This is a genomic window from Marinobacter sp. (assembly GCF_040882185.1).
In the GTDB taxonomy this organism is placed as follows: domain Bacteria; phylum Pseudomonadota; class Gammaproteobacteria; order Pseudomonadales; family Oleiphilaceae; genus Marinobacter.
In genome coordinates this window covers 226902-245794 of sequence record NZ_JBBEBW010000002.1, presented here as the reverse complement: position 1 = coordinate 245794, position 18893 = coordinate 226902, and the positions used below count along the sequence as shown (strand labels likewise).

General features: G+C 54.3%; 14 protein-coding genes. 6 read left to right on the top strand and 8 right to left on the bottom strand.

Annotated elements, in window-relative coordinates; all coding sequences use genetic code 11:
- Positions 1 to 51: 51 nt before the first annotated feature.
- Positions 52 to 909, top strand: coding sequence for an archaetidylserine decarboxylase (gene asd, locus WEB64_RS02150; RefSeq protein ID WP_368062018.1), 858 nt, complete (start codon positions 52 to 54; stop codon positions 907 to 909).
- Positions 910 to 915: 6 nt separating this feature from the next.
- Here the strand turns inward: asd and epmA are convergent, their stop codons facing one another.
- Entirely contained in the window at positions 916 to 1899 is a 984-nt protein-coding gene (gene epmA / locus WEB64_RS02145) for an EF-P lysine aminoacylase EpmA (RefSeq protein ID WP_368062019.1), read from the bottom strand.
- A 4-nt stretch (positions 1900 to 1903) separates the two neighbouring features.
- Positions 1904 to 2476, bottom strand: coding sequence for an elongation factor P (gene efp, locus WEB64_RS02140; RefSeq protein ID WP_368062020.1), 573 nt, complete (start codon positions 2474 to 2476; stop codon positions 1904 to 1906).
- A 45-nt stretch (positions 2477 to 2521) separates the two neighbouring features.
- On the opposite strand from efp, the gene epmB reads away from it, so the two are divergent.
- The 3 genes from epmB to WEB64_RS02125 all read left to right on the top strand — a co-directional run bounded on the left by epmB (position 2522) and on the right by WEB64_RS02125 (position 7834).
- A complete protein-coding gene (gene epmB, locus WEB64_RS02135; RefSeq protein ID WP_368062021.1) occupies positions 2522 to 3574 on the top strand; it encodes an EF-P beta-lysylation protein EpmB in 1053 nt (350 codons plus the stop codon).
- 252 nt (positions 3575 to 3826) lie between these two features.
- A complete protein-coding gene (locus WEB64_RS02130; RefSeq protein ID WP_368062022.1) occupies positions 3827 to 5524 on the top strand; it encodes a GTPase in 1698 nt (565 codons plus the stop codon).
- 225 nt (positions 5525 to 5749) lie between these two features.
- Positions 5750 to 7834: an EAL domain-containing protein gene (locus WEB64_RS02125; RefSeq protein WP_368062023.1), complete on the top strand. Its 2085-nt coding sequence runs from the start codon at positions 5750 to 5752 to the stop codon at positions 7832 to 7834.
- On the opposite strand, the gene serB is transcribed toward WEB64_RS02125, so the two are convergent.
- Positions 7828 to 9036, bottom strand: coding sequence for a phosphoserine phosphatase SerB (gene serB, locus WEB64_RS02120; RefSeq protein WP_368062024.1), 1209 nt, complete (start codon positions 9034 to 9036; stop codon positions 7828 to 7830). The two genes, WEB64_RS02125 and serB, sit on opposite strands and share 7 nt — an antisense overlap.
- The gene (gene parC / locus WEB64_RS02115; RefSeq protein ID WP_368062025.1) at positions 9029 to 11326 is read right to left on the bottom strand and encodes a DNA topoisomerase IV subunit A; all 2298 of its coding nucleotides are present in this window, start codon (positions 11324 to 11326) and stop codon (positions 9029 to 9031) included. Before parC ends, serB begins: the two co-directional genes overlap by 8 nt.
- A gap of 247 nt (positions 11327 to 11573) precedes the next feature.
- Between parC and WEB64_RS02110 the strand changes: the two genes are divergently transcribed.
- Complete coding sequence (locus tag WEB64_RS02110) at positions 11574 to 11822, top strand: hypothetical protein (RefSeq protein WP_368062026.1); 249 nt, start codon at positions 11574 to 11576, stop codon at positions 11820 to 11822.
- A 155-nt stretch (positions 11823 to 11977) separates the two neighbouring features.
- Here WEB64_RS02110 and WEB64_RS02105 read toward each other — a convergent pair whose 3' ends face one another.
- Together WEB64_RS02105 and WEB64_RS02100 are read right to left on the bottom strand one after the other, a co-directional pair.
- The gene (locus tag WEB64_RS02105) at positions 11978 to 12559 is read right to left on the bottom strand and encodes a YceI family protein (protein ID WP_368062027.1); all 582 of its coding nucleotides are present in this window, start codon (positions 12557 to 12559) and stop codon (positions 11978 to 11980) included.
- Positions 12560 to 12648: 89 nt separating this feature from the next.
- Positions 12649 to 13197, bottom strand: a complete 549-nt coding sequence (locus WEB64_RS02100; protein WP_368062028.1) for a cytochrome b — start codon at positions 13195 to 13197, stop codon at positions 12649 to 12651.
- A gap of 576 nt (positions 13198 to 13773) precedes the next feature.
- On the opposite strand from WEB64_RS02100, the gene WEB64_RS02095 reads away from it, so the two are divergent.
- Positions 13774 to 15042 (top strand): EAL domain-containing protein, encoded by a 1269-nt coding sequence (locus tag WEB64_RS02095; RefSeq protein ID WP_368062029.1) that lies wholly within the window; start codon positions 13774 to 13776, stop codon positions 15040 to 15042.
- A 47-nt stretch (positions 15043 to 15089) separates the two neighbouring features.
- On the opposite strand, the gene WEB64_RS02090 is transcribed toward WEB64_RS02095, so the two are convergent.
- Positions 15090 to 16865: an SLC13 family permease gene (locus tag WEB64_RS02090; RefSeq protein WP_368062030.1), complete on the bottom strand. Its 1776-nt coding sequence runs from the start codon at positions 16863 to 16865 to the stop codon at positions 15090 to 15092.
- Between the two features lie 127 nt (positions 16866 to 16992).
- The gene (gene parE, locus WEB64_RS02085) at positions 16993 to 18888 is read right to left on the bottom strand and encodes a DNA topoisomerase IV subunit B (RefSeq protein WP_368062031.1); all 1896 of its coding nucleotides are present in this window, start codon (positions 18886 to 18888) and stop codon (positions 16993 to 16995) included.
- Positions 18889 to 18893 lie beyond the last annotated feature (5 nt).

Here is an 18893-nt window from a genome sequence, read left to right as displayed (position 1 = left end):
TTGCTAAACTCCCGCTTCCAATAATTCGACTTCACCCCAAAGGATGCACCGATGCTGGACAAGCTTTTCATTTTTAGCCAGTACCTGGCTCCACAGCTCGCCATTTCACGTATGGCTGGCAAACTGGCCGATAATGAACACCAGCCCGCCTTGAAGGATCGCGTCATAAAGTGGTTTATCGACCGCTATGGCGTAAACATGAGCGAAGCAGTCGAATCGGATCCGACTCGCTACCCCAGCTTCAACGCATTTTTTACCAGAGCACTCAAACCCGGCCTCCGACCGATCGCCGGTGACGCTTCCGTCATAGTCAGCCCGGTGGACGGAGTGGTCAGTCAGCTTGGCCAAGTCAACCACGACCGCGTGTTCCAGGCCAAGGGCCAGCATTTTAGCTTGCTGGAGCTGCTCGGAGGCGACAGTGCCCGTGCCAGTGACTTTATCGATGGTCAATTCGCAACCATCTACCTGGCCCCGAAAGACTATCACCGCATTCATATGCCGCTGGCCGGAACGCTCAGGGAGATGGTGTACGTGCCCGGTAAACTCTTTTCGGTTAATCCTGTTACCGCTCAAAATGTGCCCAACCTGTTTGCCCGCAACGAACGGGTCGCGGCCATATTCGACACCGAGATCGGCCCCTTGGCTATGATACTGGTAGGCGCAATGATTGTGGGTAGCGTGGAAACAACCTGGGCAGGTGTGGTGGCACCTGGGGGCATCAAAACGGTTCGTTATGATGGAGTTCAAGCCCCGATAACGTTTGAAAAAGGCGAAGAAATGGGCCGTTTTCGCCTGGGCTCCACCGTTGTAATGATTTTGCCCAAAGGCGCTGCACAATGGAATAAAACATTGGGTGCTGTTGCAGGAGTCAGAATGGGGCAGAGCTTCGGCGCCGCTATGAAAGAATGAACAAACTCAGGCCCGCTCGACCGGAAAACTGAGCACGTCTGCAATATCGCGGGTCCGCAACTTCAGCATAAGCAGACGGTCGAGACCCAGCGCCACCCCGGCACACGGCGGCAAGCCAGATGCCATTGCCGCCAACAGCCGCTCGTCAATACCCATATCCGGTTTGCCCGCGGCGTGCCGGCTCCGGTTCTCCATCTCAAAACGTCGGCGCTGCTCCGTGGCATCTGTCAGTTCCCAGTAACCATTGCAAAGCTCCAGGCCCTCCACATAAAGCTCAAACCGATGGGCAACCGTCACACTCTCACTGACCGATGTTTTCGCCAGCGCAGCCTGGCTGGCCGGATAATAACAAAGGAAGGTCGGGGGCAGATGGCGCAATGCTGGTTCTATCTCGTGACTCATCAACACGTCCAGACACTCGTCCCGGGTCAGCCGCGCTGCCAGTTCCGCACCGACCCAACGCTCACACTTTTGCGCCACGGCCGAATCGCTGGCCGTGACAGCATCAAATCCGGCATACCGGCAGAAAGCATCGCGATAGGTCAGACGTTGCGGCATCTGCAGGTCAAGCCAGCCACAAACCAGCGTGGCCACCTCAGCCATAAGCTCAAGGTCATCAAACCCGGGCCTGTACCACTCAAGCAACGAAAACTCGGGATTATGACGAACGCCACGTTCGCCATTCCGGAAGGCGCGGGTAATCTGGTAAATGGGCCCTGACCCGGCCGCCAGCAGCCGCTTCATATGATACTCGGGAGAACTCTGAAGCCAGCCTCGCGCGCTCGTGAACCCCGGCAAAGGCGCAAGATCTACCCTTACACTGTCGATATTGAGATCGTTCGCGCCATGACTTGCCAGGACGGGTGTTTCAACTTCCAGCACGTTCCGCGAGGCAAAAAAGTCACGCACATAGCTCAACTGCTGTGCGCGACTCTGGATGGCGGCCAAAGAAGCAGACGGGCGCCAGGTTTGCTCCGGGGTGCAGGACACCGGCTCAGCTTTTGACGCGATTTACGTAATCGCCACTGCGGGTATCTACCTTGAGCACTTCACCAATCGTGATAAACAGAGGTACGTTGACCACAGCGCCGGTAGACAGCGTGGCGGGCTTGGTGCCACCCTGAGCAGTGTCGCCTTTCATACCGGGATCGGTATCTACAACTTCAAGCTCAACGAAATTCGGTGGCGTTACGGAAAGCGGCGCGCCATTGTAGAGCGTGACCATGTAAACGTCCTGCTCTTTCAGCCATTTGAGTACATCGCTCACTGCCTTCGCGTCAGCGGCGTATTGCTCGAAGGAACCATCGGTAAGCATGAAATGCCAGAACTCACCGTCGGTGTACAGGTATTCCATTTCCTGATCAACAACGTCAGCGGCTTCCAGAGAATCCCCGGACTTGAAAGTGCGCTCCCACTGACGGTTAGACATCAGGTTGCGAAGCTTAACCCGGTTAAAAGCCTGACCTTTACCGGGCTTTACGAATTCATTTTCAAGAATGATGCACGGGTCTCCGTCCAGCAAAACCTTGAGACCGCTGCGGAATTCATTGGTAGAATATGAAGCCATGAAAATATCACCTGAAATAGCGCTGTTGAGAGTCGAAAGCCGGATATGATACAGCGAACCCCTGCCCCGGTAGAAGCCCACCCGACCGATATAAGCGGACAAAGCTGGCAGCAGTTGCTGAGTGATTGCGCCACAACGCCCGAAAAACTCCTTGAAAGTCTGGGCCTGGACCCTGGCCGATGGCTTACGGGCGCAACCGCCGGGCACCGGTTGTTCCCGATTCGTGTTCCACAACCTTACCTGGAGCGTATTGAACGCGGCAATCCGCAGGATCCTTTGTTACGCCAGGTACTCCCACTGGAGGCAGAAAGCCAATCAGTACCGGGCTTCGTTCGTGACCCACTCGGCGAAAAAACAGCCACTCCTACCCCGGGATTAATCCAGAAATATCGCAGTCGAGCCCTGCTGATGATCGCCGGGCAATGCGCCATCAACTGTCGATATTGTTTTCGCCGGCACTTCCCTTATGCCGAACACAGGATGTCGCCAGATGAGCGAAAACAGGTGATTGATCTGCTGCGCCATTCACCAGAAATAAACGAAGTTATTTTCAGTGGCGGTGATCCCCTGATCGCCAGTGACCGTCTGTTGGCCCGCTGGGCCGACGAACTCGCCACGGTCCGCCATCTGAAACGTTTGCGTATTCATACGCGTTTGCCCGTGGTCATCCCTCAGCGAGTGGACGACGCCTTGCTGGCATGGCTGGTGAGCAGTCGTTTGCAGAAAGTCATCGTCCTCCACATTAACCACCCCAACGAAATTGACCGGCCAGTTGCAGACGCTATAGCACGACTCAAATCGACTGGCGCCACTGTGCTCAACCAGAGCGTTATTCTCAAAGGCGTGAATGATAATGCCGACATTCTGATCCAACTGAGCGAGACATTGTTTGAAGCCGGTGTACTACCTTATTATCTGCACGCTTTTGATCCGGTAGAGGGCGCTCATCATTTCGAGGTAAGTGATGACGACGCCCGTGACCTTGTGCGCTGCCTGCTGGACCGCCTGCCAGGTTTTCTGGTACCTCGCCTGGTGAGAGAGACGCCCGGCAAGACCTCAAAAACGCCACTGGATCTGTTTGTCGACGACAGACGCTGATTCTTTTAACTCAACCAAAACCACTATTTCTGTGAAAAATTGTCAACTCTCAGATTTCTGGCTTTTTGTTCACACTTTGCTATTTTAGAGTTCAATCTAGGCAATCTATAAAAACCTGTAATCACGGCGAAAACATGAAAGGAAGGTAAAACTCTGAAACCCGACCTGGCTGTAACGGAACAGAAAATCGCAAGCCTTTCATTCTGCGAAACTACCCAAAAAGGTTTCGGAGCCTGGATAGGGCACCTGCCCATGGCCAATATCGGCGAGGTTTCGCGGCAGCTCTATCACGCCATTATCGAGCTGAACCAGTTGTTCTTGCCACCTCACCAACGCCTGCAACTGCTTGAACTGATACGCCCGAAAATTCACTTCGTGTGCAAGGAACTTTCCCGTCACTATCTCGGGCATGCCATTGCCCTGCCCGAGAAGCAACGGAAAATTGCCAATCTGTCCCAGGCTTTGCAATTACACCTGGCGAACGGCTACAAAGCCTGTCTTCTGGAGCTGCTCGACTCCGGTTCTATAGACAAAAACCGTAAATTGATCGGTATCTGTAGCCACCGGACCTTGTCCGAGCTGGGCGCCACCATCGTTCGGGCACATCAGCTATATTGCCCCAGCCCGGCAAGAAGCTGGCTCGAGTGCCATCGGCTATATCGTTTTGCGCTCCGCAACGAGCTGGCTGACATCGTTGTGGATGATGACACCCTGTTCCATCGAAAAAGCAGCACCGTCAGTGATGCTTACCATAGAGTTCTCCTCCTCGGCTGCGCCAGGCCCAACCAGCTGCGCCAGAATGAGCTGATGCAGGCCTATGAGCTTTTCGAGGCCTGGACCGACCTGGTTGCGTGTAGCCCGAAACTCGTAGAGACGACACTGTTCGTCGTGAATATGGAACGGGATTCTGCCCCTATCTATCGCAGCCTCAGGCAACAGGAGCCCAATAGCGACTGTTTTGGGTTCGACACCACGGAATTAGCCGAGAGGATTTCAGAATATCTACATGCGAGAACAGAGCGGTGCCAGCCGGAAAGCGAAGCAAGAATAACCTTGCCCGCAGCCGTCAGTGACACCTTGCTGACTCACCTCAGTCAGGCCCTGGGCATCCTTACCAAGCGCAATTTCAATCGTATAACCAGCCAGGGTAAGCTTGAAGTCTGTGTCGGTTTAACGGCGGCGCATTATTTCATCGCGGGGGAGAAAAGTTTCAATCAGTTTGTATCGGGCAATAACTACGCGCCGGAAGACGATACCAACGTATTCCTGAGTACTGCACGTCAGCGCAACGATGCCTGGGCTGGAGCCCACGATGCCGGAACAGAGGAGGCGCTAACCTCAGCAGACGCGCCCATTACCTTTCGTGGTAGCGGTGGTTCCGCCGAATCGGGTGTACCGGGTAAAAATCAGCCCCGGTCTTATCAGACCCAGCTCATTAACACCAGCCCAGGCGGCTATTGCGTGGGCTGGGAAGCGGACGTGCCTCCGGCTCTACAAGCTGGCGAAGTTCTCGGTGTAAGAGAGCAGCAGTCCCACCCCTGGAGCGTAGCGGTTGTGCGCTGGATTCGGCAAATTCGCGATCAGGGCACCCAGGTGGGCGTTGAATTATTAGCACCAAGCGCCTCACCCTGCGGGGTCCGGCTGATCCAGAAAATAGGCAACAACAGTGAATTCCTTCGCGGCCTGTTGTTACCGGAGATTAGCACCGTAAAGCAAGCGGCCACCCTGATAACTCCCCGGCTGCCATTTCAAAGCGGCAGCCGGATTGTACTCCTGCACGATGGCAGAGAGGATCAGGGTCAGCTCTCCCAAAGGGTATCTGCTACGGGCAGCGTCAGTCAGTTTGAACTCAAGCTTCAAAACAGCGGCGAGCGGGATAGCATTGCGTCTGAAACCTCCTCCGGCGCCGCCAGCGAAGATGAGTTCGACTCACTTTGGCCGTCGTTATAGGGTCAATACGTTTAACGCAAAGACATTCCTGACTCAGGCGGCATCCCTACCGGCAATGCCACTGCCGATTCACATGACGGTTCTGGGCTGCGGTCCTAAGGGTTGTCATTGGCTGTCTTCCGCTGCATCATTCACCCAACATGAAGAGTGTGGCAAATATCCCATGATAGGTATGACTGTCACCACCATAATAACGAACAGCGTAATGCGAGAGATCCCTCAGGAATGCAGAAAAAAAACGCAACGGTTCACCTGCTGATACTTGACCCGTCCCAGAACGATGCGGAAACCCTGGTCAGCCTCCTCAGAAACTCAGGCAGAGCAACCCGGGCACACCGGATAACCTCGGAAGAAGATCTCGAAGAGGCCATTAAAGCCAGCACCTGGGATATTTTGCTTGCCCGTGACGTGGAGCAGGAATTCACCCCGGAAGCTGCTCTTGCCTTGATCCGGCGTCTCGACAAGGATATTCCGTATATCCTGCTGACTCAGGAATATAATCGTGATCGCAGTGTGTCGTTTATCCGTGGCGGCGCTCAGGATACCGTGCCATTCGAGTACTCGGATCTGGTCGTTCTGACGGCAAAACGTGAACTCGCTGCGCTGGATGAGCGACGCAGACGCCGTGCGCTGGAATCCCACTTGCGCGAGGCCGAACAACGCTGTCAGTTATTGCTCGAAAGTTCCAAGGACGCCATCGCTTATATCAATGACGGTATGCATATCTATGCCAACCAGTCCTACATGGATTTCCTGGGCTATGACGATATTGATGAGCTGATCTGCATTCCATTGCTGGATACGCTTGCCCCGGAAAGCCAGACCCCCTACAAAGATTTCATGAAAGCCTTCGCCGAAGCGCCGAAAGATGGCGTCACGCTTACATGCGTTGCCAAGCGCAGCGACGATCATCAAATGAACATTGTGATGACAGCATCGTCGGCAACCTACGATGGCGAACCCTGCACCCAGATTGTCATCCAGCCAGAGCAGAACGACGCCGAACTTGAAGAAAAACTGCGAAAAATCAGCAGTCAGGATTTGCTCACGGGCCTCTACAATCGCCAACACCTGATGGACGCACTGGGCAAAGCCATCACGGTGGCGGGTGAGAAACAAATAAACGGCGCCCTGGCCTATATCGCGCTGGATGACTTCATGGCGATGAAAAGTCAGGTTGGCATCGCCGGCGCTGATCTCGTGCTCGGAGATCTCGCAGCCATGCTGAAGGATCAGGTCGATGATGAGATGGTTCTCGCACGCATGAGCGATGATGCCTTTGCCATTCTGGCCCAACCCTGTGATGAAAAGCGGTTGGCGGACCTGTGTGAAACGATCTGTAAGCAGATCGATGACCACCTTTTTGACATCAGTGAGCGCACCGTGCAAATCACCGTCAGCATTGGTGTCGCAGCTATTACCGAGAACTCTCCCAAAGCGCCCGACCTCATGGGCCGGGCCCACACTGCGTCGGCTGAGGTTCGAAAGCCTCAGGGGCACGAGCGAGGCAACGGAGTACTGGTCTATAATCCCGGCCAGTTCGAATCGCTCGACGACGACAATTCCTTGGAAGCGATCCAGAAGGCACTCGATGAAGACCGCTTCCGACTCCTGTTCCAGCCCATTATTAACCTCCGCGGCGAAGGTGAGGAGCATTATGAAGCCTTCGTACGCATGCTGGACAAGGACAATGAAGAAGTCTCCCCCTACGACTTCCTGCCGCCAGCAGGCCCGTCTGACATGGCCTGCAAGATTGATCGCTGGGTTATTCTGCAGACCATAAAGCAACTCGCCAGCCATCGTTCCAACGGTCATGACTCGCGGCTGTTCCTGAACGTGACTGGTGAAACCATACAGGATAAAACCTTCACGTCATGGCTCAGCGTGGCGCTTAAATCCGCTCGACTGCCAGGGGACTCATTGATCTTCCAGCTCCGCGAAGGCGACGCCAACAGTTACATGAAGCAGGCCAAGGAATTTTCCCGCTCGCTTCATGAACTGCACTGCAAGGTGTCCATTTGCCAGTTTGGCTGTGCCCTGAATCCGTTCAATACACTCAAACACATAGATGTGGATTACGTGAAAATCGATGGCTCTTTCACGGAAGAAATCCAAAAAAACGAAAGTGCCAAAGAAGAAATCAAGGAAATGGTCAAGTCGCTTCAAAGCACAGGCAAGCTCACCATTATCCCGCTGGTGGAAAACGCCGCCGTGCTGGCGACGCTTTGGCAGGCTGGCGTCAACTACATACAGGGCTACTACCTACAAGCACCTGCGCCAGAAATGAACTACGACTTCGGAGATCAGTGAGTCTCACTTTCCCGAAAACCGATCAGGTACAGGATAGCGTCCAGCCCGAGCGTGGAAATCGAATGCCGGGCGGACTCCTTGACCAGGGGCTTCGCTCGAAACGCTACTCCGAGTCCGGCCTGACTGAGCATGGGCAAGTCGTTGGCGCCGTCTCCCACCGCAATGACCTGCTCCCGGGACACATTCTCCCGGGCAGCAATTTCAAGCAGTAATTCCGCTTTACGCTGGCCGTCGACAATGCGGCCTGACACCCGACCGGTCACCTTGCCATCTTCAATTTCCAGCTCGTTAGCATAGATGTAGTCGATACCGAGCTTTTGCTGCAGATGCCTGGCGAAGTAGTTAAACCCCCCAGACAGGATAGCGGTCCTATAACCAAGGGATTTCAGGCTCCTCAGTAAATGTTCCGCACCTTCTGTAAGCTTGAGGCGTTGGGCAATTTCCTCAAGTATCGACTCATCCAGACCTTTCAGAAGCGCCAGCCGCTCAGCAAAACTCTGACTGAAATCGAGTTCCCCCAGCATCGCGCGTTCGGTTATCTCCGCGACCTGCTCGCCCACTCCCGCTTCGCGGGCCAACTCGTCAATCACCTCCGCCTCAATCAGTGTAGAGTCCATATCGAACACCACCAGGCGCCGGTTGCGACGGAAAATGGAATCTTCCTGGAAGGCAATATCCACATTCATCTCACCGGCTATGTGGAGGAAATCGGACCGTAATTGCTTCGGATCGGACGGCGTCCCGCGCACTGAAAATTCGATACAGGCAATCCGGTTGTCACCGGGATGCAGTGAAGGCCGGGCCGAAAGCCGGGTGATATTGTCGATGTTGAGACCGTGGCGCGCAGTAATGGCGGACACCCGGGCAATCTGCTCGGCTTTGATGTCCCGGGAAAGCAACGTCACGATATAGCAGGCGCGATTTCTGCCCGCTGCCCACTGCTGATACTCCATTTCAGTAATCGGCGCAAAACGGACCTGCAAATCCAGAGCGTGAAGCCGGAATAACAGCTCCCGGATCACCAATGACGCCTTCGACTCGTCCGGTATTTCCGCCAGAATACCCCAGGTCAGGTGATCATGAATGACTGCCTGACCGATATCGAGGATTCGGACGTCATAGCGCCCCATAATGCCGGTAATCTCGGAGGTCAGGCCAGGTTTGTCCCGGCCCGACACGTTAATCAATACCAGTTCACTCACCGTTTTCTTGCTCCTCATTGGCAGCCAGTGAAGCCGCTGACTTGACTACATCGACCCCGTCTACCCGTTGCAACCCTCTCGGTAGTTTATGACCGCGACGACCACGTTCGCCCAGGTAATGCTCCAGATCATTGAACTGAAGGTTCATTTTTCTCTTGCCCGCCAGAACCTGAAGCTGATCAGTCTGGGCAAATACCGCCACTGCCACCACGTACTCTTCGCGGTTCTGAACCCGGGCCGACGGAATGCTGATGATCTTGTTCCCCTTGCCCTTCGACAGTTCTGGTAATTCACTGAGGGGGAACACCAGCATCCGGCCTTCGTTGGATATGGCGGCCAGATAAAGCACCTCTTCACCCCTGGGCACAACCACCGGAGGCATTACACGCGCGCCCTTCGGTACATTGACCAGCGCCTTGCCGTTACGATTTTTGCTGATCATTTCTTCCAGCGAAGTCACAAAGCCATAGCCCCCATCAGTGACCAATAACACTTTTTCAGAGGGCTCTCCCATTAGCAGACCTGCGAAGGTCGCACCAGGCTGAGGGTTGATACGCCCGGTCAAAGGCTCTCCCTGCCCCCGGGCCGATGGGAGGGTGTGGGCCATCATGGAATATGCCCGACCGGTGGAGTCCAGAAAGATCGTTTGCTGATTTGTTCGTCCACGGGCCGACATCGCAAACCGGTCGCCGGATTTATAGCTCAGGCCCCCGGGTTCAATGTCATGGCCTTTGGCCGCTCGCACCCAGCCTTTTTCGGAAAGCACAACGGTCACAGGGTCATTGGAAATAAGGTCCAGCTCGCTGAAGGCCTTCGACTCTCCCCGTTCGACGATGGGTGAGCGTCGATCATCACCGTAGGTTTCGGCATCCTGCTCAAGTTCTTGCCTGATCAATGCTGTGAGCCGTTTGTCGGAGCCCAGGATCGACTGCAACTCATCCCGCTCGGCGGCCAGTTCGTCCTGCTCACCGCGGATCTTCATTTCTTCCAGTTTCGCAAGGTGACGCAATTTCAGCTCAAGGATGGCTTCAGCCTGGTCCGGTGATAATCCGAACCGCGCCATCAACTCCGCTTTTGGCTTATCCTCTGTGCGAATAATCTCGATCACTTCATCAATATTGAGATACGCAATCAACAGGCCTTCAAGCAAGTGCAGTCGGGCAAGCACCTTGTCGAGCCGGTACTGCAACCGGCGGGTTACCGTGGTGCGGCGATAACTCAGCCACTCAGTCAGAATGGTATGCAGATTCTTGACGGCGGGCCGACCGTCATTGCCAATTACATTGATGTTCACCCGATAGGTTTTTTCCAGATCGGTGCTCGCAAACAGGTGCGTCATCAAGCCATCGAGATCCACCCGATTGGAGCGCGGAATAATCACCAATCGAGTCGGGTTCTCATGATCAGACTCATCACGCAAATCCGCCACCATCGGCAGTTTCTTGGTTTGCATCTGGTGGGCAATCTGCTCAAGCACCCGATTACCGGAGACTTGGTGAGGCAGATCGGTGACCACAATGTCCCCTCCCTCATTGATCCAGCGGGCACGCATGCGAAGCGACCCCCGGCCGGTCTCGTACATCTGGAGCAAGTCCTTCCGGGGCGTAATGATTTCGGCATAGGTCGGGAAGTCCGGCCCTTTAATATGTTCACAAAGTTGCTCGATGGTGGTCTGAGGCGCTTCCAGCAGTCGAATGCAGGCGGCAGTGACCTCACGTACGTTATGGGGCGGGATATCCGTCGCCATGCCTACTGCGATGCCCGTAGTACCGTTGAGTAGCACGTGCGGCAGTCGTGCAGGCAACGTTGACGGCTCGTCCATGGTGCCGTCGAAGTTGGGCACCCAATCCACCGTCCCCTGGCCCAGCTCACTGAGCAGCGCATCAGCAAAGCGCGCCAGGCGCGACTCTGTGTAGCGCATCGCCGCAAAGGATTTGGGATCATCAGGCGAGCCCCAGTTACCCTGGCCGTCCACCAGTGGATAACGATAAGAAAACGGCTGCGCCATAAGCACCATGGCTTCATAGCAGGCACTGTCGCCATGGGGATGAAACTTACCCAACACGTCACCCACGGTACGCGCCGATTTCTTGTATTTTGATGTTGACTTGAGACCCAGCTCCGACATGGCGTAAATGATGCGCCGCTGGACCGGTTTCAGACCGTCTCCCACATTGGGAAGTGCCCGGTCGAGGATGACGTACATGGAGTAATCAAGGTACGCCTTTTCGGTGTAATCTCGCAGCGAAACCCGTTCAAACCCTTCATCCGTAGTCTGAAACTCTGGCATGGAGGCCTCTTGATAATAGTAGTGAATTCCGGTTGCTACTCATCGGCAGCATATCTGGGGGAACATTATATGGAGCACGGGCGCCGGACACCAATCAGTCACAACTTAGGGAGCCTCTGATTAACTCCTGGTCAAGTTTAAATAGCGGAATTCACGAATGTCGGGGCGGCAGCTCACGCCGTATTCTCGGTAACAAGTAATTACATTACTGTCCAGCAACCGTCTATTTTCTAATCGAGCGAACACGATGAGAATGACCTTCAAAGCTTGTCAGCAGGCAATGTTAACGGCGCTCATTAACGGCACGTTGGCGCTGGCACTGATGTTTCTGATTGAATTCGCCATTAGTGGCCATCTCCATCTCACCGGACCCTATCTCTGGGCTGGCGTTCTGATCTGCCTGGTTATATTCAGCGCCCAATTCTATCGCCAGTTAAAACTTTGCCGTTGCGATCAGTACCGCTCAAGCGCGGAGCACCACTCCAAGCCTTTATAGCCATTATTCTCCAGCAGCATTTATAGGGCGCCTCACCAGGCAGCGACTGTATTCGGCTGGCCGGTTCCGGGTTCAATAACCCAGAGCCAGCCACCGGAAGGCTCTGACTGCCCGTCACGCTATGCGTGGCAGCTGTGCAGCGACTCGATCAGACATTACTGACGGATACCTTCGACTGAGATAATAATTTCGACAGTTTCGGACGCCTTGCCCAAATCGGTCGGAATTCCGAAATCCGCCAGTTTCAGCTCTGTTTCTGCTTCAAAGCCCATGCGGTAGCCCCCCCAGGGATCCTTACCATGGCCTAACATTTCAACATCCAGCGTAATCTCCTTGGTAACGCCACGCAGCGTAAAATCCCCGGTGATTTCTGCCTCATCTTCGTCATCCAGCTTTACGCTAGTGCTTTTGAAGGTCGCCTGGGGGAAATCGTCCACAAACAGAAAGTCTTCACTACGCAGGTGCTTGTCGCGTTCGCCATGATTGGAATCCACGCTTGCCGTATCGATCGTCACATTGACCGTGCTGTTTTCCGGATTTTCCGCGTCGTAAACAAACTCACCGTCAAAATCGTTGAAACCGCCGTACAGCCAACTATAGCCAAGGTGCGAAATCTTGAACATGACAAATTGGTGGGAGTCTTTCTCGTCAAAAGCGTACGTCCCGCTGTGTTCCGAGGCATGCGCACCCGCAATCATGGCAACGGATATGGCAGAGGCGAGCAGTTGTTTTTTCATAGTGGGTAATCTCCTTTTGTGGCCCTAACAGACCGGGTTTAAAAGACATACGACATAGACAGCAGAACCGACCGGCATTTGGCCGACGCTCAGCCGCGCCCAATCATCCGGAGCAGCGTTCTGTCCTTATCAATAAAATGATGTTTCATCGCAGCCAAACCATGCAGACCGGCCAGCACGACCAACGCCCACGTCACCCAGTAATGGACGAAACCTGCAATCTCTTCGAGAAAACGCATTTCACCGGTAACGGATGGGACTGAAAACCAGTTAAAGACATCGATGGAAGAGCCGTCGAGAGTAGAAATCAGATAGCCGCTGACCATTGCAACGAATAGCAGAAGATAAAGCAAACCGTGAACAATGTGCGCAGCCAAAACCTCCCAGCGTTGGTGACTGGAGAGAGTTTCAGGTTGGGTATTCGCCAATCGCCAGATCAGACGGAACACGACGGTGGCGAGTAATAGCAAGCCAACACTTCTATGGATGTTGGGGGCGGAACGGTACCAGTCATCGTAATAAGTCAGGTCGACCATGTAATACCCGAGTCCGAAAAGCCCGAACACCGCGATCGCAACCAGCCAGTGAAAAACAATGCTGATAATACCGAAGCGAGTGAGCGAGTTGCGTACCTGCATGAGTTATAAGGCTCCATGATCCTGTCGCGATTTGTTAAGCGACATCTTGAGTTTAGAAATCCGTACCTCAAAAACCAACCGAAATGTTTTGGACGCAATGATCAGAAAAACTGATGCTGGACTTTTGTCGAATACGGATTCTACGGATTGAGGAAAACCTTAAAGAAGATAGTCTATACATATATTCAAGGCAGAAGCCTTTAACACTCAAGGAGAATGAAATGGAAGTTGAATTCGACGAACGCGTCGTTGTTCCCAGCAACAACTGAAGCGCTAATCTGCCCTGCCAATGGTTTAGAATTACCGGGCCTGTCCCTTCAGACAGGTCTGCTTCATCCAGCTTGCCTCTTTAATGCTCACCTAACTACCCTGCTGTAAAAACTACCCGCCTCTCGTTCTCTTACAATCGTTTACATCTAACATACTGGTAACTTAGCGAAAAATTTGGCATTCTTCAAAAATAACCGTCTTGCGGTCAGCTGATTAATGCCCCACCGTCAAGACTATAAGCTGGCCGAATGCCTGCCCCCTGTGGGGCTTTCTGACAACGCCGTTCCACGACCCCAGTGACGAGATATGTCAAAAAACGTGCCGCACAAACTGGCCGACCCGGAACTTGACGTTATCGGTCCGATGCTCAATCGGCACGATTATGGCTGGAGCGCCCGCTTTCAGGGGCTCATCCTCCGAACCGCATTACAACCTATTTTCAGTATTTCCCATAAGCGCGTCGTCGGCTATGAAGCTCTGATCAGGGCATTCGACACAGACAACGCCAGCGTTCTGCCAATCCACTTATTCCAGTTGCCGACCAGCGAACCGGAAAATGTCCTGCTTGACCGTCTTTGCCGCTATCTCCATGTTCAGAATTATTCATCATTCAGTGATCAGGTGAACTGGCTCTTCCTGAATGTGTCGCCGACGGTAGTCGCGAACGGCAGGCATTCTGACTCGTTTTTCGGACGCTTATTAGAACGCACGGGGCTGTCCCCGCACCGCATCGTGGTGGAAATCGTCGAACAGCCAACAGATGACTCCCGGCAGCTCAAAAACACTGTTGCCTATTACAAATCCTTGGGGTGCCTGACGGCCATTGACGATTTTGGCGCGGGCCATTCCAATTTTGAGCGTATCTGGAACCTGTCACCGGATATAGTCAAACTGGACAGAACGCTGCTCACGCGGGCCACTAATGACAAGAAAGCTCGCCAGATTCTGAATGGCATTGTCTCTCTGCTTCATCAGTCGGGTTGTCTGGTGCTACTGGAAGGCGTTGAAACCCATGGTCAGGCCATGATCGCTATTGATGCCGGGGTGGATTTTGTACAAGGGTTCTATTTCTGTAAACCGACACTCGATTTCGAGGGAATTCATCGGAACGTCAGTGACCTTGAACGCCTACTGACGGATTACAAGAGCAGAAACCGGGTTCAACTGGACCCTACCCAGCAAATCAGCGACTTTTTCGGTGGTTACTTTCATTCAGCAGTTGATCAATTGCGTCTCGGAGCCGGTCTGGAAGTGAGTTGTAAAAACCTGCTGGGACATCATACCGTTTCACGGTGCTATCTTATCGACGCCAACGGTGTTCAGATTGACAACACCTTGATCGCGTCGACCAGCGCAAGCAGGCTCGACCCCCGGTTCCTGCCTCTGGAAAATACCTTGAGCGCGGACTGGTACCGGCAGCACTATCTGAAACAGGCATTGGCTCAGCCAGACCGCATACAGGTAACCCGGCCTTACCTGTCGATTGCGGGGGCCAATATGTGCGTTACTCTGTCGCTGGCGTATTACCACAATGGCAGTCTCACGGTGCTCTGCTGCGACATACTCACTCAATAACCGAAACCACACTACGCCGCCATCCGGTTTGATCGTGTCCCCCAACCTCAACTCAGGGGAATATCATAAACCTGAGCAATAACCATCACCGTCACCACGCCGATAAACAGGTTCATGGGTATACCCACCCGGACAAAATCCATAAATCGGTAACCGCCCGGACCGAAAACCATCATGTTGGTCTGATACCCCAATGGGGTCGCGAAGCTGGCGGACGCTGCCATCATCACGGCAATGACAAACGGCTCGGCGGCAACATCCAGAGATGAGGTCATCGAAAGCACTACTGGCAATACCATCACCGCCGCAGCATTGTTGGTCACGATTTCCGTCAGTACCGAGACTGAGAAGTAAACCAGCAAAAGCGTAAACAAAAGATGACCACTACTCACTGTGAGTATCGACTCTGCTGCATAGCTGGCCGCTCCCGTAACTTCCAGGGCGGCACCTAGCGCAAACGACGCCGCAATGGTCAGTATGACTGGCACGTCTACTGCTTTCTGGGCCTGTCCTACGGAACAGCAGCCGGTCAGAATCATCAGTGCCGCGCCCATCAGGGCAGCGTTGAGCATGCTGAGTAATCCGGCCGCTGCCGCGCCGACCAACAGCAAAAGAATTGCCCAGGACAAATAGGCGCGATCATGGCGCGGAGTTTCGGTCTCCAGATCATTGATCAGCAGAAAATCCTTGGCATAACGCTGGCGACTCACAAAAGCCGGGCGAGCCTCCAGTAGCAGCACGTCGCCGGGTTTGAGCCGGATATTGCCGAGATTACCGGAGACCCGCTCGCCGCCCCGGGCCACCGCCAGTACCACGGCACCGTATCGGTCCCGAAAGCGGGCATCACGAATGGTCAGGCCCAGCACATCAGACTGCGGCGACAGAGCTGCTTCCACCAGCCGACGCTCTGCCCGGTCTTTACTCAGACTGGGCTCGTCGTCGTGCACCGAAGGCACGATACCGTTGATTCTCAATAGGTCTGATATTGCCTGGGTGTCCCCAGCAAACACCAGGCGGTCAGCGCCCCGCAAACGCTCCTCCGAAGGCACCGCCGTTACGACACTGCCATCCCGTTCAATTTCAACCAGATAAAGGCGCTCCAGCTCGCGAAGGCCCGCCTCCCCCACGGTTTTTCCTACCAATGGGCCATCCAACGCTACTGCCACTTCCAACGTAAATTCCCGCATCGCACCGAACTTCTGCTGATCCTTTCGGTCTGGCAGCAGGCGCGGCAGAAATACCAGCATGGCGATCAGGCCGATGACTGCTACCGGCAAACCCACGGCGGTAATGGAGAAGATTGAGAAACCCTCCTCTCCGGTCAAATCCCGGTACTGCCCGTTCACTACCAGGTTGGTGCTGGTGCCAATCAGAGTAATGGTGCCGCCAAGGATCGCGGAGTAGCTCAGCGGTATCATCAATTTTGAGGGTGCTATACCAATCTTCCGGGACCAGGCGTGAATGGCAGGGATCATGGTGGCAACGACAGGGGTGTTATTCAGAAAACCACTTAACAGCGCCACCGGAAACGCTATGCGTGCCTGGGCGCCCCGGACCGTGCGAGGAGAACGCAAGACATGATGAACCAACAGGTCGACCCCACCGGAATGATGAATACCGGCGGCCACCACAAACATCGCCACTACGGTAATCAGGCCGCTGTTGCTGAAACCGGCCAGAGCCTCAGTCGAATCGAGAATACCGGTGGCGCTCAGAATGATCAGCACCCCCATCATTACCAGATGCGGGCCGAAGCGTCCGATACTCATTAATAGGAGCGCTGCGGCTGCCAGGCCCAGCGAAAACCACCCCTGCCATTCCATTCGAGTTACTCGCGGCTAAAGGGGTGCAGATTAGCGAATTTCAGGAAGATGAAGAAAGAATAAAGAGTGCTGTTGATAGGTTTAAAACGAATATTAAAGTTGAAATTCAGCTTTACCAATACAAACTTTAGCCCGCCACGTCAGCCATATTGCCGTACTCTTCCAGCCAGATCCGCCGATCCGGAGCCCTTTTTTTGCCCAGCAGCATGTCCATGCGCTCGTCGGTCTCATCGCCCTCCTCCAGGGTCAGCATGACCAGTCGGCGCGTATCCGGAGCCATAGTGGTCTCCCGAAGCTGCAACGGATTCATTTCACCAAGGCCCTTAAAACGGGTAACGGAAACTTTGCCTCTCCGGTTCTCAGCGGCCAGCCGGTCCATGATGCCCTGTTTCTCATGCTCATCGAGCGCATAGAAAGTTTCCTTGCCCAGGTCCACCCGATACAGGGGCGGCATCGCCACAAACACGTGGCCGGCCTGTACCAACGGACGGAAGTGTTTAACAAAGAGTGCGCACAACAACGTCGCAATGTGAAGGCCGTCAGAATCGGCGTCGGCAAGGATGCAAATTTTGTTGTACCGCAGGCCTTCAAACGTGTCTGAGGCCGGATCCACCCCGATGGCCACCGCGATATCGTGGACTTCCTGAGAGGCCAGAATTTCGCTGGAGTCCACCTCCCAGGTATTGAGGATTTTGCCCCGCAACGGCATAACCGCCTGGAACTCACGGTCCCGGGCCTGTTTGGCTGACCCGCCGGCAGAGTCACCCTCTACCAGAAAAAGTTCGGAGCGATTGGTGTCGGAGCCAGAACAATCGGCCAGTTTGCCGGGTAGTGCCGGACCGGAAGTGATCCTCTTACGGGCAACTTTTTTACTGGCCTTTAAACGACGCTGGGCGTTGTTGATGAAAAACTCTGCCAGCACTTCCGCCACATCGGTGTGCTGATTCAGCCAGAGACTGAACGCATCTTTGACCACGCCGGATACAAACGCTGCAGCTTCCCTTGAAGATAAGCGTTCCTTGGTCTGGCCAGAGAATTGCGGATCCTGCATTTTGAATGACAGCACATAGCTGCAACGGTCCCAGATATCTTCCGGTGACAGTTTGACGCCTCTGGGCATCAGGCTGCGAAATTCACAGAACTCCCGCATCGCCTCCAGCAGGCCGGTGCGCAGCCCGTTAACATGGGTGCCGCCCTGGGCAGTCGGTATCAGGTTGACGTAACTTTCAAGAACCGCTTCGCCGCCTTCTGGCAGCCATTGGATTGCCCAGTGCACCTGCTCGGTGTTACCGGAAAGCTCGCCCGTGAAAGGCTCAAGGGGCACCACCTCAATATCGGCCAGGGCGGTTTTCAGATAATCCCGCAGACCTTCTTCGTAAAACCACTCGTCCTTTTCACCGGTCTGTTCCTGCAGGAAGGTAACTGTCAAACCGGGACACAGTACAGCTTTGGCTCGCAGGTTATGACGCAGGCGGGTAATTGAAAACTTGGGGCTATCAAAGTAGCGGATGTCTGGGTGAAACCGGATTCTTGTTCCGGTGTTGCGCTTGCCAACGGTATCGATCACTTCGAGATCTGTCAGCTTGTCACCGTTGGCGAAGGTCATGCGGTGAAGCTGGCCGTCACGCTTGATGGTGACTTCCAGTTCGGTGGAAAGTGCGTTAACCACGGATACACCCACCCCGTGAAGACCACCGGAAAAGCTATAATTACCCTCAGAGAACTTACCGCCCGCATGAAGGCGCGTCATGATGAGCTCAACCCCCGATACGCCTTCTTCTTTATGCATATCAACCGGCATGCCGCGACCGTCATCCTCAACACTCAGGGAGCCATCACTGTGCAAAATGACATCAATCCGCCGGGCGTGACCCGCCAACGCTTCATCCACACTGTTGTCGATCACTTCCTGCGCCAAATGGTTCGGGCGGCTGGTGTCGGTATACATGCCCGGGCGCTTGCGCACCGGGTCCAGACCAGTCAGGACTTCAATGGCATCGGCGTTGTATTGTTTTTGGCTCATAGAGG

Coding starts and splice junctions, on each gene's coding strand:
- asd (WP_368062018.1), top strand. CDS start 52: ATGCTGGACAAGCTTTTCATTTTTAGCCAGTACCTGGCTCCACAGCTC.
- efp (WP_368062020.1), bottom strand. CDS start 2,476: ATGGCTTCATATTCTACCAATGAATTCCGCAGCGGTCTCAAGGTTTTG.
- epmB (WP_368062021.1), top strand. CDS start 2,522: ATGATACAGCGAACCCCTGCCCCGGTAGAAGCCCACCCGACCGATATA.
- WEB64_RS02130 (WP_368062022.1), top strand. CDS start 3,827: ATGGCCAATATCGGCGAGGTTTCGCGGCAGCTCTATCACGCCATTATC.
- WEB64_RS02125 (WP_368062023.1), top strand. CDS start 5,750: ATGCAGAAAAAAAACGCAACGGTTCACCTGCTGATACTTGACCCGTCC.
- parC (WP_368062025.1), bottom strand. CDS start 11,326: ATGCCAGAGTTTCAGACTACGGATGAAGGGTTTGAACGGGTTTCGCTG.
- WEB64_RS02110 (WP_368062026.1), top strand. CDS start 11,574: ATGAGAATGACCTTCAAAGCTTGTCAGCAGGCAATGTTAACGGCGCTC.
- WEB64_RS02105 (WP_368062027.1), bottom strand. CDS start 12,559: ATGAAAAAACAACTGCTCGCCTCTGCCATATCCGTTGCCATGATTGCG.
- WEB64_RS02100 (WP_368062028.1), bottom strand. CDS start 13,197: ATGCAGGTACGCAACTCGCTCACTCGCTTCGGTATTATCAGCATTGTT.
- WEB64_RS02095 (WP_368062029.1), top strand. CDS start 13,774: ATGTCAAAAAACGTGCCGCACAAACTGGCCGACCCGGAACTTGACGTT.
- WEB64_RS02090 (WP_368062030.1), bottom strand. CDS start 16,865: ATGGAATGGCAGGGGTGGTTTTCGCTGGGCCTGGCAGCCGCAGCGCTC.
- parE (WP_368062031.1), bottom strand. CDS start 18,888: ATGAGCCAAAAACAATACAACGCCGATGCCATTGAAGTCCTGACTGGT.